The sequence below is a fragment of the Variovorax paradoxus genome, from assembly GCA_016806145.1.
Lineage (GTDB): Bacteria > Pseudomonadota > Gammaproteobacteria > Burkholderiales > Burkholderiaceae_C > Variovorax.
In genome coordinates this window covers 4,168,015-4,181,389 of sequence record CP063166.1, presented here as the reverse complement: position 1 = coordinate 4,181,389, position 13,375 = coordinate 4,168,015, and the positions used below count along the sequence as shown (strand labels likewise).

Genomic DNA, 13,375 nt, shown 5'->3' with positions numbered 1-13,375 from the left:
ATTTCGCTGCGGGGAGTACCCCATCGACACGCGCCTGGACACGCCCGTAGAACCGGCCGCACCACCGCTGCGCTCCTCGTGCACAGGGCAGTGGGTGCTTCCCGCAGCGAAATTAAGGAGGAGCCCGAAGGGCGGGGGACATTCGCGGAGGGAAGTACCCGCTGTCCTGTGCACGCGCCCCGAACCTCAACAAAAAAACTGTCCCGGCCCAAAAGAAAAACTGGTTGGACGCGATGAAGCAGCGCCCCTACGCTTGCAAGTCCCAGCAAGGATCCTCATGCCACCCAACGAAGCACCAGACTTCTTCATGACCGACGGCCAATCGGACTACCGAATGGTGCGCCCCTGGCAGAAGCCCTCGCCACGCGGCAATGTCGGCGTGATCAGCCAGTTGGCGCTCGACAGCCGCGGCCGCGTGTTCGTGCTGCAGCGCTCGTCACCGCAGCTATTGATCTACGGACCCGATGGCGAGCTCGACACGATCTACGAAAACCCCAGGCTCACCAGCGGCCACGGTCTCTTCATCGATGGCGCCGACAACGTCTACCTCGTGTCGTACGACGCTCACCAGATGCTGGCGCTCGATGCGGCACTCGAAACGCGTTTCGAACTCGGCCACTTCAATGCGCCGCGCTGGGGTGCGCCGTTCAATCATCCGACCGACGTGGCGGTGGCACCCGATGGCGAGATCTATGTGAGCGATGGCTATGGCAATGCCTGTGTGCATCGCTTCTCGGCCGAGGGGCGACATCTGCAGACCTGGGGCGGCGTGGGGCAGGGGCCCGGCGAGTTCTCGACGCCGCACGGTGTGTGGGTACTGGCGGATGACCGCGTGGCCGTGTGCGACCGCGACAACGACCGCATCCAGCTCTTCGATCGTGAGGGTCGCTATCTGACGCAGTGGACCGGCCTGCTGCGGCCGATGGACATCTGGTCGAACGGCAGCGAGGTGTTCGTGACCGAGCAGGCGCCGCGCGTGAGCCGGCTCGATCTCTCGGGCGCCGTGCTGGGGCGCTTTCGCACTTTCGGCGTGTATGGCCATGGGCTGTGGGGCGCGGCCGATGGCAGCCTGTTCGTGGCCGAGCAGGGGCATGGCATGCATTGCGTGACCAAGTACGAACGCATCGGGCCGGTGGGGGCGGCTGCGCTACGCTCTCCTGCATGAAAGCGTTGCCACCGGATTTTCTCGACGTTCTGCGTCTGCCCGTGCTGCATGAGGACGACCTCGATACGCAGGCCGGTTTCTTCGATCGCGATGCGGTGTCCGACTTCTACCGCGCGACGGTACAGGAGGGAACGGGCGACGAGGTGCTGCAAACCGCGGCCGCACTGCTGCCCGAACTGCATCCGCTGCGCGCCGCGCTGTTCGCGATCCTCTGCGGCGGGCTGGTGGAGAACGGTGCCGATCCGCGGTTGCTGTTTCCGGCGGCGCTGCGGCGCCTGGCCCAACTGCTCGCATCGCTCGCACCCTATGGCGCCGCGGAGCCGATGGAGGACGATGAAGAGGAAGAAGCGCCCGAGGAGGAACCGGCCGATGTCCTCGCCTGGCGCGCCGCCGAAGCCGCGCTCGAGGCGCTGCCGCCGGCCGAGCGTCTGCAGGTCGAAGCGAGTCGGCAGGCGGTCGACCTGCTGGTGCTGCCGCTGATGGCGATGCTGACGCGCGATGTGCGCAACCACCGCGAACTGCTGGCCGACGAGGCGCTGCGCGCGCGCATCGAGGCGTTGTCGGTCAACGGCACCTTGCCCTTCGAGGAGTTGCACTTCCTGCACCGCGCCGCCCAGATGGCCTACGAGGACGAGCTGGTCGTGCTGCTGCCGGCTTCGAACGCCGGGATGATCGTGCGCGCCCACGGCATCAACAACAACTTCCACGCCTTCTCGCTGCTGCAGGACCTGTTCAGCGTGCATGCGAAGACCTTGGGCATACGCCAACCGCTGGCCGACCGCCTCGGCGCCGACGACGAGTCGCGCGACAGCGACTCGGCCCAGTACCTCTGGCTGCAGGCCAAGGCCTATGCCGGTGGTGAACTCGTCGACCGCATGGCCTGGGCCTGGGGTGAAGGCACCTTGCGCGAGAACGCGCGCCGGCAGGGAAAGCTGGTGCTCGTCGCACTGGAAACCGAAGACAAGCCCGCGCGGGGTTGGAACGGCTTCAACCAGACCTTCCATTCGGAGCAGAAGCCACAGGTGACGGTAGTGCGCTTCCTCACAGCCGAAGAGGTAGCCACGTACCTCGCGTGACCGACAGCCCCGCAGCGCCTCCCGTGCACAGGGCAGCGGGTGCTTCCCGCAGCGAAATAAAGGAGGAGGCCGAAGGCCGGGGGACATTCGCGGAGGGAAGCACCCGCTGTCCTGTGCACGCACCCCGAACGAGAACGAGCAAAAGCAAAAAGGCCCTCCGAAGAGGGCCCCAGAAAACAGACCTCACATCCCCACGTAGTTAGGCCCACCGCCCCCTTCAGGCGTGACCCACACGATGTTCTGCGTCGGATCCTTGATGTCGCAGGTCTTGCAGTGCACGCAGTTCTGCGCGTTGATCTGCAGCCGCTGCTTGCCCGCGCTGCCTTCGTCGGGCACGAACTCGTACACGCCCGCCGGGCAATAGCGGCTTTCGGGGCCCGCGAACTTCGCGAGGTTGACGTTGACCGGCACCGACGCATCCTTCAGCGTCAGGTGGGCCGGTTGCTGTTCCTCGTGGTTGGTGTTGCTGATGAACACGCTCGAGAGCCGGTCGAAGGTGAGCTTGCCGTCGGGCTTGGGGTAGGCGATCGGCTGGCATTCCGCGGCCGGCTTCAGGTACTGGTGGTCGGGCTTGGTGCGGCGCAGCGTCCAGGGGATGTTGCCCTTGAGCAGCCATTGCTCGATGCCGTTCATCAGCGTCGCGACCAGCAGGCCCTTCTTGAACCAGGCCTTGAAGTTGCGAGCCTTCTTGAGTTCGGCATGCAGCCAGCTCTTCTCGAACGCCGCCGGATAGGCCGTGAGCTCGTCGTGCTGGCGGCCGGCCTGCAGCGCGTCGAAGGCGGCTTCGGCGGCCAGCATGCCGGTCTTGATCGCGGCGTGGCTGCCCTTGATGCGGCTCACGTTGAGGTAGCCGGCCTCGCAGCCGACCAGTGCGCCGCCCGGGAACACCGTCTTGGGCAGCGACTGCAGGCCGCCGGCCGTGATCGCGCGCGCGCCGTAGCCGATGCGCTTGGCGGGCTTGATGCCCTTGGCCTCGTCGCCTTCGAGGTACCAGCGAATGTTGGGGTGCAGCTTCCAGCGCTGCATTTCCTCGAACGGGCTCAGGTAGGGGTTGCTGTAGTCCAGGCCCGTGATGAAGCCCATGGTGACCTTGTTGTCCTCCATGTGATAGAGGAAGGCGCCGCCGTAGGTGTCGCTCTTCATCGGCCAGCCGGCCGTGTGCAGCACGAAGCCGGGCACGTGGCGCTGGGGATCGATCTCCCAGACTTCCTTGACGCCCAGGCCGTAGGTCTGCGGGTCCTTTCCCTCGTCGAGCTTGAATTTGGCGATCAGCTGGCGGCCCAGGTGGCCGCGCGCACCCTCGGCGAACACCGTGTACTTGCCCAGCAGCTCCATGCCGAGCTGGAAGTTCTCGGTCGGCTCGCCGTCCTTGCCCACGCCCATGTTGCCGGTGGCAACGCCGCGCACGGCCCCCTTCTCGTCGTAGAGCACCTCGGCGGCCGGGAAGCCCGGGAAGATCTCGACGCCGAGGTTCTCGGCCTGCTGCGCCAGCCACTTGGTGAAGGCGCCGAGGCTGATGATGTAGTTGCCGTGGTTCTGGAAGCAGTCGGGCAGGAAGGCGTTGGGCGTGCGCAGGCTGGCCTTCTCGCCGAGGAACACCATCGCGTCGTCGGTCACGGGCTGGTTCAGCGGCGCGCCGAGTTCCTTCCAGTCGGGCAGCAGCTCGTTGAGCGCGCGCGGGTCCATGATGGCGCCCGACAGGATGTGGGCGCCGGGCTCGGAGCCCTTCTCGAGCACCACGACCGAGACCTCCTTCTCGTGCTGGGCGGCGAGCTGCTTGAGGCGGATCGCGGTCGAGAGGCCGGCCGGCCCGCCACCGACGACAACGACGTCGTACTCCATGGCTTCGCGGGGACCGAACTGGGCAAGAATTTCGTCGTGGGTCATGGGGGTCTCGTCGATATGATGGGAGGCACTGGCGCTTCGTGGCTGCGGGGCATTTTATGCGGGCGCCACGGGCTGCCCCGCGGGGCGTGTCGCCCGTGTTTTCACGTCGCCTTCGCGACTCCACAGGAACAGCACTCCAATGGCGTACAGCATCGATCTCTCGGGCCGCGTGGCCTTCGTCACCGGCGCCTCGAGCGGCCTCGGCGCGCAGTTCGCGAAAACGCTGGCGCGCGCGGGTGCCGCCGTGGTGCTCGCGAGCCGGCGCGTCGACAAGCTCAAGGAGCTGCGCGCCCGCATCCAGGGCGAGGGCGGCGACGCCCACGTGGTCGAGCTCGACGTGACCGACATCGGCAGCATCAAGGCCGCGGTGGCCCGCGCCGAGACCGAGGTCGGCGCCATCGACGTGCTGGTCAACAACTCGGGCGTGAGCACCACCCAGCGGCTGCAGGACGTGACGCCCGAGGACTACGACTTCATCTTCGACGCCAACCTCAAGGGCTCGTTCTTCGTCGCGCAGGAGGTCGGCAAGCGCATGCTGGCGCGTGCCAAGGGCGCGGCGCCGGGCACCTACATCGGCGGGCGCATCATCAACATCGCCTCGGTGGCCGGGCTCAAGGTGCTGCCGCAGATCGGCGTCTACGCCATGAGCAAGGCCGCGCTGATCCAGATGACCAAGGCCATGGCGCTCGAATGGGGCCGCTTCGGCATCAACGTCAACGCGCTGTGCCCGGGCTACATCGAGACCGAGATCAACGAATCGCACTGGAGCACCGAGGGCGGCGCCAAGCTCGTGAGCATGCTGCCGCGCAAGCGCGTGGGCAAGCCCGAGGACCTCGACGGTCTGATCGTGCTGCTGGCCAGCGGCGAGAGCCATTTCGTGAACGGCGCCGTGATCGCGGCCGACGACGGGTTCGCGCTCTGAGCCCGCGCGCCTGGATCGGCATCGCGGCCGGCCTGGGCGCGGGGGCGCTCTGGGGGCTGGTGTTCGTCGTGCCGCGCATGGTCGGGCACTTCGGCATGGTCGACATCGTCTCGGCGCGCTTCGCCGTCTTCGGCGCCGTATCGGCGCTGGCCGTGTTCGCGCGGCCCGCGGCGCGGCGCTGGCCCACGGGCCGCCAGGCACTGGCCGCCCTCGGCCTCAGCGTGCTGGGCTTCAGCGGCTATTACCTGCTGCTGGCCTTCGGCATCGTGGCCGCGGGCACCGAGGTGCCCAGCCTCATCATCGGCACCATCCCGGTCTGGATGATGCTGCTGGGCCGTCCGCCGGGGCTGCGCATGGCCGCGCTGCTGCCGGGCCTGCTGCTCACCGGCGCCGGCATCGCGCTGATGATCTGGGGCGCGTGGTCGGCCCGGCAGGGCGGCGCGCACGGCGGCGGGCAGTTCGCCTGGGGCATCGTGCTCTCGCTCGGCGCGATGGCGAGCTGGACCGTCTACGGCCTGCTCAACGCGGCCTGGCTGCAGCGCCACACCGAGGTCCACGCGGCCGACTGGGCCAACTGGCTCGGCATCGCCACCGGCCTGGGCGCCATCGGCCTCTGGCTCGCGGCCGGCAGCGACCTCGCGGCGCTGCAGGCCCAGCCCGAGGGCCTGCTGTTCGTCGTGCTGGCGCTCGCGGGCGGCTTCGGCTCCTCGTGGCTCGCCACCATCCTCTGGAACGTCGCGAGCCAGCGGCTGTCGGCCAGCCTCTGCGGCCAGCTCATCGTGAGCGAGACGCTGTTCGCGCTGGTCTATTCCTTCGTCTGGGACGGCCGCTGGCCGCAGGCCACCGAGCTGGTGGCGGCGCTGCTGTTCGTCCTCGGCATCCTCGCCTCGATCAAGGCCCACCGATGAGAATCGAAATCCCCGAGAAGAAGAAACTGGTCTACGAAATGTCGATCCCGATCCGCTGGGGCGACATGGATGCGATGGGCCATCTCAACAACGGCACCTACTTCCGCTACCTCGAGACCGCGCGCATCGACTGGATGCATTCGATCGGCTTCGAGCCCGAGCCCGGCGGCGAGGGCATGGTGATCGTGAACGCCTTCTGCAACTTCTACCGCCAGATCGAGTACCCGGGCAACGTGCTGCTCAAGATGTACGTGAGCGACCCGGGCCGCACCACCTTCGAGAGCTGGGCCACGATGGCGCGCGCCGACCAGCCCGATGTGATCTGCGCCGCGGGCGGCGCGACCACGATCTGGGTCGACTTCCCGAAGCAGAAGGCGCTGGCACTGCCCGACTGGCTGCGCGCGCTGGTTAGCGACTGAGCGCGGGCGCCGGCGCTCAGGCCGGCCGCAGCACGATCCGCGCCTCGAAGCCCTGGGCCGCGCCCGCCGGCGGCGAGGCCAGCTCGAGCTTCGCGCCATGCTTCTCGACGATGGTGCTCACGATCGAGATGCCCAGGCCGTAGCCGGCGCGGTCGGAGCTGTGGCGCACATGGCGCTCGCGCAGGGTCGCGAGCTGCTCGGCGCTGACGCCCGGACCGGCATCGCGCACCGCGAGCACGCAGGGTGCCATCACCTCGATCACGACGCGGCCGTCGCCGCCGTAGCGCAGCGCGTTCTCCGCCAGGTTGCGCAGCGCGATCGCGAGCGCGTCGACGTCGCCCAGGGCCACCGGCGCCACGCTGTCGGGCACCTTGAGCGCGAGGCGCTCGGCATGCTGCGGGTCCTGCCAGAACTCCTGCGCCACCGTGCCGGCCAGCTGCACCAGGTCGACCCGCGCACGTGCCAGCGACGCGCCCGATTCGGCGCGCGAGAGCTGCAGCAGCTTCTCGGCGCGGTGGCTCAGCGTGCGCAGCGCGTCGAGCGCGGCCTGCACGTCGTTGCGCTGCAGGTCGTGCTCGAGCGCGGTCTGCAGCCGCAGCCGCGCGGCCGCCAGCGGCGTGCGCAGCTCGTGCGCGGCATTGGCCGCGAGCGCGCGCTCCACGTCGAGCGAATGCGACAGGCGCTCCAGCAGCAGGTTGACGTGGTCGCCCACGGTGCGCAGCTCGCGCGGCAGGTTGGGCAGGGCGATCGGGCGCAGGTCGGCGCCGCTGCGCTTCTCGATCTCGCCGGTGAGCTGCTGCAGCACGCGCAGCTCGGTGCGCGCCACGTTGCGCAGCACCAGCGCCAGCAGCGGCAGCACCGCGCCGAGCGGGATGATCAGGCCGAACAAGGTGCGGTTCAGTGCGCGGCGGCGTTCGTCGAGCGGATCGGCGACCTGGAAGAACAGGCCCAGCGTGGGATGGCGCACGGTATAGATGCGCCAGTTCGGGTTGTTCGCGAAGCCCGCGGCCAGCGGCACGTCGAAGGTGTCCTCGGGCGCCTCGGCCGAGCGCAGCAGCACGTGCTCGTGCAGGTCGACGATCTGGTAGATCACCGCGTCCTCCGAGAACAGCTGCTTGGGCGCGATCAGCGGCGCGCGCGGCGGTTCCTCGCCGGGGTGCTGCAGCTTCTCGAGCTCCTGCACCGCCATCGCGAACATGCGGTGCGAGACCTCGACCAGCTCGTTGTCGAAGTTGTGGTTGATCTCGCGGTCCACGTACCAGACCACCGCGAACACGCACAGCAGCCAGACGCCGCCGACCCACAGGATCAGCGTGCGCGTGAGCCGGCCGGCCAGGGTGTCGCGCTCGCTGCGCGCGCGAGCTGCCACTGCTTCGGTCATCGGCTAGTCCTCCTCGTCGGCCGAGAGCCGGTAGCCGAGCCCGCGCAGGGTCTGGATGTGGCTGCGGCCGAGCTTGCGCCGCAGCCGGCTGATGAAGACCTCGAGCGTGTTGCTGTCGGCCTCGTCGCCGAAGCCGTAGAGCGCATCGGCGAGGTTCTCGCGCGTATGGATGCGCTCGGGCCGGGTGGCCATCACGCGCAGCAGCGCCCATTCCTTCTGCGTCAGCGTCACCGGCTGGCCGTCGCGGCGCACGCGGTCGTGCGCGATGTCGATCTCGAGCGTGCCCAGCTGCAGCACCGGCGAGTTGCCCGCGCTGCGCCGGCGCTCCACCGCGCGCAGCCGCGCCAGCAGCTCGGCCGGGTCGTAGGGTTTGATCAGGTAGTCGTCGGCGCCGGCATCGAGGCCGCGGATGCGGTCGGTGACCTGGTCGCGCGCGGTCAGCACGATGACGATCGGCGGCTCGCGCAACGCGCGCACCTGCGGCAGCAGCGAGAGCCCGTCGCCGTCGCCCAGGTGCAGGTCGAGCAGCACCGCCGCGTACTGCACCGAGAGCAGCGCGCCGCGCGCATCGGCCAGGCTCGGCGCCACGTCGACCACGAAGGCCTTGGCCAGTAGGTAGCCGCAGACCGCGTCCGCCAGCGACACATCGTCTTCGACCAGCAATATGCGCACGCGACGGCACTCCTCGGATTCGGTGGGAAGGCCGGAGTCTAGCGTCCGGGCCGCGGTCAGCTGGCGCTCAGCCGGCTTCAGCTTCGGTTCATGTGGCTTCAGGCCTGGTTCATTCGCGCGGCCTAGGCTGGGCCCCATTTTTGCCGATGACCGCTTTTTTCCGATGACCCGCCGCTTCCCGAACCTCCGCCTGGGCGCCTGGACCCTGATCTCGCTCGCCCTGTTGCTGCTCTGGGACGCCAGCGGCGCCGACCTGCCGATCGCGCGCTGGATGGGCACGCCGATGGGCTTTCCGCTGCGCGAGAACCCGTTCCTGGTCCATGTGATGCACACCGGCGCCAAGAACCTCAGCTGGGCGCTGCTGGCCGGGTTGTTCCTCGCGATCCGCTGGCCCGTGGGCTTCCTGCGGCGGCTCGACCGCGCGAGCCGCGCGCAGCTGGCGCTGACGGTGCTGGCCTCGGTGTTCGCCGTCAGCCTGCTCAAGCACGCGAGCCACACCAGCTGCCCGTGGGACCTGCAGGAGTTCGGCGGCATGGTGCGCTACGTCTCGCACTGGTCCTGGGGCGTGCGCGACGGCGGCCCGGGCGGCTGCTTCCCGGCCGGCCACGCGTCCACCGCCTTCGCCTACCTGGGCGGCTACTTCGTGCTGCGGCGCGTCGCCCCGCGCATCGCGCTGGCCTGGCTGGCCGCCGCGCTGATCGGCGGCCTGCTGCTCGGCGTCACGCAACAGCTGCGCGGCGCCCACTACATGAGCCACACCCTCTGGAGCGGCTGGGTCTGCTGGGCCGTGGGCTTCGCCATCGACGCGTTCGCCCGGCGCGCGGGCGCGCGCAAAGACGCCATTGCGTTGCAGGAAGCCTGAACAGCACCTGAACTCGGAGTTCAGGCTCCTTTCAGGCACGCTCCCTACATTTGTCGCATGTCTGTCACGCGCATAGAGCCAGCGCCGCTCCGGTCCGGCATCCCACCGATCTCCCAACACCGCCCGGGCACCGCATCCGGGACCACGTGGGAGACGGCGCGCCAATGGCTGGAGCGGCCGCGATCGGCCCGGCAGATGGTGCTGTGGCTGGCCCTGTACCTGGGCCTGGTCGCCAACTGGCCGCTGTGGAACGAACTGGCCCGCATCGGCGGCGCGCCCAGCACCTACCTGCCGACCATCGCCGCGATGAGCCTGCTGAGCTTCTGCGGCACGGTGGCCATGCTCTCGTTCACCGCCTGGACGCGCTGGATGAAGCCGCTGTGGCTGGCGGTGGCCGTGCTGGCGGCGCTGGTGCAGCACTACATGCTCGAGTACCGCGTGGTCATGGACCCGACCATGATCGCCAACGTCTTGCAGACCGATCCCAACGAGGCGCGCGATCTGCTGAGCTGGCGCATGGGCTTCAACCTGCTGGTGGTGATCGCGCCGGTCGCCGTCGTGCTGTGGTTCGCGCGCATCGCGCCGATGCGCTGGATCTCGCAGCTGTGGCGCAATGCCGTGCTGCTGCTGCTCGCGGTGGCCGTCGCGCTGGTCGCGGCCGTGGCCATGAACCGGCAGCTGGCGCCGCTGATGCGCAACAACGTGCACCTGCGCTACATGATGAACCCGATCGCGAGCCTTTATTCGACCGGCGCGGTGTTCATCAAGCCGCTGTCGAAGCGCAGCGGCAAGCTGATCCCGATCACCGCGGGCACCACGCTCGGCGCCAGCTACGCGGCCCAGCAGAAGCCGCCGCTGTTCGTGGTGGTGGTGGGCGAGACCGCGCGCGCCGACCACTTCGGCCTCAACGGCTATGCGCGCGACACCACGCCCGAACTCGCGAAGCGCGGCGTGCTGAGCTACCGCGAGGTGCACTCCTGCGGCACCAACACGCTGGCCTCGGTGCCCTGCATGTTCTCGCCGCTGGGCAAGCAGGGCTACGAATCGCGCAAGGACGACTACGAGAACCTGGTCGACGTGCTGCAGGCCGCCGGGCTGGCCGTGTTCTGGCTCGACAACCAGGCCGGCTGCAAGGACGTCTGCACGCGCATTCCCAATGCCTCGGCCTTCGACAACCTGCCGAGCGCCACCAGGAGCGCGCTGTGCGACGGCGAGGAATGCCTCGACGACGTGATGCTCGAGGGCCTCGATGCGCGCATCGCCGCGCTGCCGGCCGAGCGCCGCGCCAAGGGCGTGGTGCTGGTGATGCACCAGATGGGCAGCCACGGGCCCGCCTACTACAAGCGCTCGGGCGCCGACATGAAGCGCTTCCAGCCCGAGTGCAAGACCAATGCGCTCGCCGAGTGCGGCCATACCGAGCTGATGAACGTCTACGACAACTCGATCGCGCAGACCGACCGCTTCCTCGGCCGCACCATCGACTGGCTCAAGGGCCAGTCGACCCAGTACGACCCGGGCCTGCTCTACGTGAGCGACCACGGCGAATCGCTGGGCGAGTTCGGCCTGTTCCTGCACGGCGTGCCCTACAGCTTCGCGCCCGAGGCGCAGAAGCACGTGCCGATGGTCACCTGGTTCAGCGCCGGGCTCAGCGAGCGTCGCAAGCTGTCGCGTCCGTGCATGGAAGCCGGCCTCGATGCGCCGCTCACGCACGACAACCTCTATCACACGGTGCTGGGCCTGATGGACGTGAACACGCCGACCTACAAGCCCGCGCTCGATGCGCTGGCCACCTGCCGCAAGGGCGGCGCGGCCTGAGCGCCGGCCGCGCCGCTTATTTCTTTTCGCGCGGCAGCCGTCCCATCAGGAAGAACTCGGGATTCGGCTGCATGCCGCTGAAGCTCGCGAGCCGGTTGCTCAGGCCGAAGAAGGCGGTGATGGCCGCGATGTCCCAGATGTCTTCGTCGTCGAAGCCGTGGGCATGCAGCGGCGCGAAGTCGCTGTCGTCGATCTCGTGCGAGCGCTCGCAGACCTTCATCGCGAAGTCGAGCATCGCGCGCTGGCGCGGAGTGATGTCGGCCTTGCGGTAGTTCACGGCCACCTGGTCGGCCACCAGCGGCTTCTTCTCGTAGATGCGCAGCAGCGCGCCGTGCGCCACCACGCAGTAGAGGCACTGGTTGGCCGCGCTGGTGGTGGTCACGATCATCTCGCGGTCGCCCTTGGTCAGCGAGCCTTCCTCCTTGAGCATCAGCGCGTCGTGGTAGGCGAAGAAGGCGCGCCATTCGGCGGGCCGGCGCGCGAGCGCGAGGAACACGTTGGGCACGAAGCCGGCCTTCTCCTGCACCGCGAGGATGGCGGCGCGGATGTCTTCGGGCAGGTCGGCGAGCTCGGCGAGGGGGTAGCGGGTGGTCATGGTGTCTCCGGTGGGCTTGCGGATCTGGTGGCCGCAATGCGCTCCATCATAGGCAGGCGCGCTCAGGCGGCGATACGGGCGGCCTGCTGCGCGATGAAGTCCTTCACCCGTTCCGTCAGCGCGCGGTTGCCGCCGGCCGATTCCACGCTGGCGGCCGCCTGCAGTGCGACGGTGTCGCCAATGCCTTCGATCAGGGCGTCCGTTTCGGTCGCATCGAGGCCGAACTGCGATGCCGCCTGCCGGGCGAGTTCGAGGCTCGACGCATGCTGGCCGGGGAGGATCGCCAGCTCCTGGTAGCCGGTGTGGACGCCGAGCTGCATCACGAGGTCGAAGGCCGGCGCCAGCCGCCAGCCGCCTTCGGGGTCGCGCAGCGCGCCGTGGTTCTTCACGTGGTCGTCGCTGTTGCCCACGGCCAGGTTGAAGACCATGCGGCGGAACAGCTCCCGCAGGTCCTCCTTCGGGCTGGCGGAGTTGCGCCGCAGCCATTGCGCGAACTCCACATAGCTGCCCGCGCTCGACTCGTACGGCACGTCGAGCAATGCCGAGGCGGACAGATAGTGGAAGCGGCGTTCGTCGTGCAGCGGTCCCGCGCGGTCGAATCGCTCGACCAGCAGGGCATGGCCCACCGTCAGCGGCTGCAACAGGAACGACGGCACGTCGATGCCGCAGCTGGCGGCCAGCCACAGCGTCGCGGCCTCGATCACCTCGACATCGTGGTCGTCGCCGCGCGACGCGAACTTGGCGATGAAGCGCCTGCCGTCGTGCGCGAAGGGCGCCTTCGGCCGTGCGCCGCCCAGGCTGCCGCCGCGCAGCAAGCGCAGCATGTCGTCGCCGATGTCCAGGCCCGCCTCGATGCGGCGCGACGCCTGCGCGAGTTCCTCGAGCGATCCGAGCGTGGAGGGCGGCTCGTCGCTGCGGACGGGCAGCGATTCCGAGAACACCATCGCGCCGATGCGGTCCTCGTTGGTCAGCAGCAGGGCGTCGACGTCGGACAGCGGCCGGCCCTGGCGGATCTCCAGCACCTTGCGCCCCCAGCTGTCGGGCAGCGCGTCGCGCAGTGTGAGCGGCATCGCACCGCCGTCGCGCACCCGGCGCTCGGGCAGGACGAAAGGGGCCTCGCGCAGCGCCAGGTGCTCGGGGTTCAGCGGCGTGGCGTCGGGCTGCTGCAGGTAGCGTCGCCCGTAGGCGAATTCGCCGCCTTCGACCACGCCGCGGCGGGCGAGCTTCATCAGGCCGGCCGGCTGCACCGCGTCCCCGGTGCGCCGGGCCAGGCCGACATAGATGCCGCGTTCGGCGGAGGCCTCGGACTCAGAAGTCACGCTCGTCCTCGGCGATGGTGCCGGCCACGGGGCGCGAGGCCGACCTGCGGACCCGGCGCTGGGCGGTCAGCCCCGAGGGCGCCGGCGCCACCGCGTCGAGCGTGTCGATCTCACCGAAGAGCCACAGCGCGTGCGCGAGCAGGCCGATGCTCGTGCCCGGCTTGCCGGCTTCGAGCGCGCGCAGGGTCGTGGGCGAACACAGCAGGCGTTCCGAGGCCTCGGCCACCGTCCATTCGCGCTGGAACCGGTGAGCGCGCAATCGCTCGCCGAGGCGTGCCAGCGGCGCCAGCGTCCGGGACGGCAGTGCGGAAAGGCTCTTGCTTTGCCTTGACATCAATAAAATGGCCGTTAAGT

13 protein-coding genes are annotated in these 13,375 nt (G+C 69.1%); 7 read left to right on the top strand and 6 right to left on the bottom strand.

Annotated elements, in window-relative coordinates; translation table 11 throughout:
• Positions 1 to 277 precede the first annotated feature (277 nt).
• Together INQ48_19615 and INQ48_19610 are read left to right on the top strand one after the other, a co-directional pair.
• The gene (locus tag INQ48_19615) at positions 278 to 1,165 is read left to right on the top strand and encodes a hypothetical protein (GenBank protein ID QRF55595.1); all 888 of its coding nucleotides are present in this window, start codon (positions 278 to 280) and stop codon (positions 1,163 to 1,165) included.
• A complete protein-coding gene (locus INQ48_19610; protein ID QRF55594.1) occupies positions 1,162 to 2,241 on the top strand; it encodes a hypothetical protein in 1,080 nt (359 codons plus the stop codon). Before INQ48_19615 ends, INQ48_19610 begins: the two co-directional genes overlap by 4 nt.
• A 183-nt stretch (positions 2,242 to 2,424) precedes the next feature.
• On the opposite strand, the gene INQ48_19605 is transcribed toward INQ48_19610, so the two are convergent.
• Entirely contained in the window at positions 2,425 to 4,128 is a 1,704-nt protein-coding gene (locus INQ48_19605; protein QRF55593.1) for an electron transfer flavoprotein-ubiquinone oxidoreductase, read from the bottom strand.
• A gap of 139 nt (positions 4,129 to 4,267) precedes the next feature.
• Between INQ48_19605 and INQ48_19600 the strand changes: the two genes are divergently transcribed.
• From INQ48_19600 to INQ48_19590, 3 genes are read left to right on the top strand one after another with little or no spacing between them, the layout of a single operon-like run.
• A complete protein-coding gene (locus INQ48_19600) occupies positions 4,268 to 5,050 on the top strand; it encodes an SDR family oxidoreductase (protein ID QRF55592.1) in 783 nt (260 codons plus the stop codon).
• Between the two features lie 14 nt (positions 5,051 to 5,064).
• Complete coding sequence (locus tag INQ48_19595) at positions 5,065 to 5,958, top strand: DMT family transporter (protein QRF60807.1); 894 nt, start codon at positions 5,065 to 5,067, stop codon at positions 5,956 to 5,958.
• Complete coding sequence (locus tag INQ48_19590; GenBank protein ID QRF55591.1) at positions 5,955 to 6,377, top strand: acyl-CoA thioesterase; 423 nt, start codon at positions 5,955 to 5,957, stop codon at positions 6,375 to 6,377. Before INQ48_19595 ends, INQ48_19590 begins: the two co-directional genes overlap by 4 nt.
• Positions 6,378 to 6,393: 16 nt before the next feature.
• Here the strand turns inward: INQ48_19590 and INQ48_19585 are convergent, their stop codons facing one another.
• Entirely contained in the window at positions 6,394 to 7,758 is a 1,365-nt protein-coding gene (locus INQ48_19585) for a HAMP domain-containing histidine kinase (GenBank protein QRF55590.1), read from the bottom strand.
• Positions 7,759 to 7,761: 3 nt separating this feature from the next.
• Positions 7,762 to 8,430 carry a response regulator transcription factor gene (locus tag INQ48_19580; GenBank protein QRF55589.1) on the bottom strand — a complete coding sequence of 223 codons (669 nt, stop codon included), beginning with the start codon at positions 8,428 to 8,430 and terminating at the stop codon, positions 7,762 to 7,764.
• A gap of 163 nt (positions 8,431 to 8,593) precedes the next feature.
• Here INQ48_19580 and INQ48_19575 point away from each other — a divergent pair, with 163 nt between their 5' ends.
• Together INQ48_19575 and INQ48_19570 are read left to right on the top strand one after the other, a co-directional pair.
• Positions 8,594 to 9,292, top strand: coding sequence for a phosphatase PAP2 family protein (locus tag INQ48_19575; protein QRF55588.1), 699 nt, complete (start codon positions 8,594 to 8,596; stop codon positions 9,290 to 9,292).
• Between the two features lie 57 nt (positions 9,293 to 9,349).
• Positions 9,350 to 11,107 carry a phosphoethanolamine--lipid A transferase gene (locus INQ48_19570; protein ID QRF55587.1) on the top strand — a complete coding sequence of 586 codons (1,758 nt, stop codon included), beginning with the start codon at positions 9,350 to 9,352 and terminating at the stop codon, positions 11,105 to 11,107.
• A 16-nt stretch (positions 11,108 to 11,123) separates the two neighbouring features.
• On the opposite strand, the gene INQ48_19565 is transcribed toward INQ48_19570, so the two are convergent.
• The 3 genes from INQ48_19565 to INQ48_19555 form a co-directional block, all read right to left on the bottom strand.
• Positions 11,124 to 11,702, bottom strand: coding sequence for a peroxidase-related enzyme (locus INQ48_19565; protein QRF55586.1), 579 nt, complete (start codon positions 11,700 to 11,702; stop codon positions 11,124 to 11,126).
• Positions 11,703 to 11,764: 62 nt separating this feature from the next.
• A complete protein-coding gene (locus INQ48_19560; GenBank protein ID QRF55585.1) occupies positions 11,765 to 13,021 on the bottom strand; it encodes a HipA domain-containing protein in 1,257 nt (418 codons plus the stop codon).
• Positions 13,011 to 13,355 (bottom strand): helix-turn-helix transcriptional regulator, encoded by a 345-nt coding sequence (locus INQ48_19555; protein ID QRF55584.1) that lies wholly within the window; start codon positions 13,353 to 13,355, stop codon positions 13,011 to 13,013. The genes INQ48_19560 and INQ48_19555 overlap by 11 nt, the downstream gene beginning before the upstream one ends.
• Positions 13,356 to 13,375: the final 20 nt, after the last annotated feature.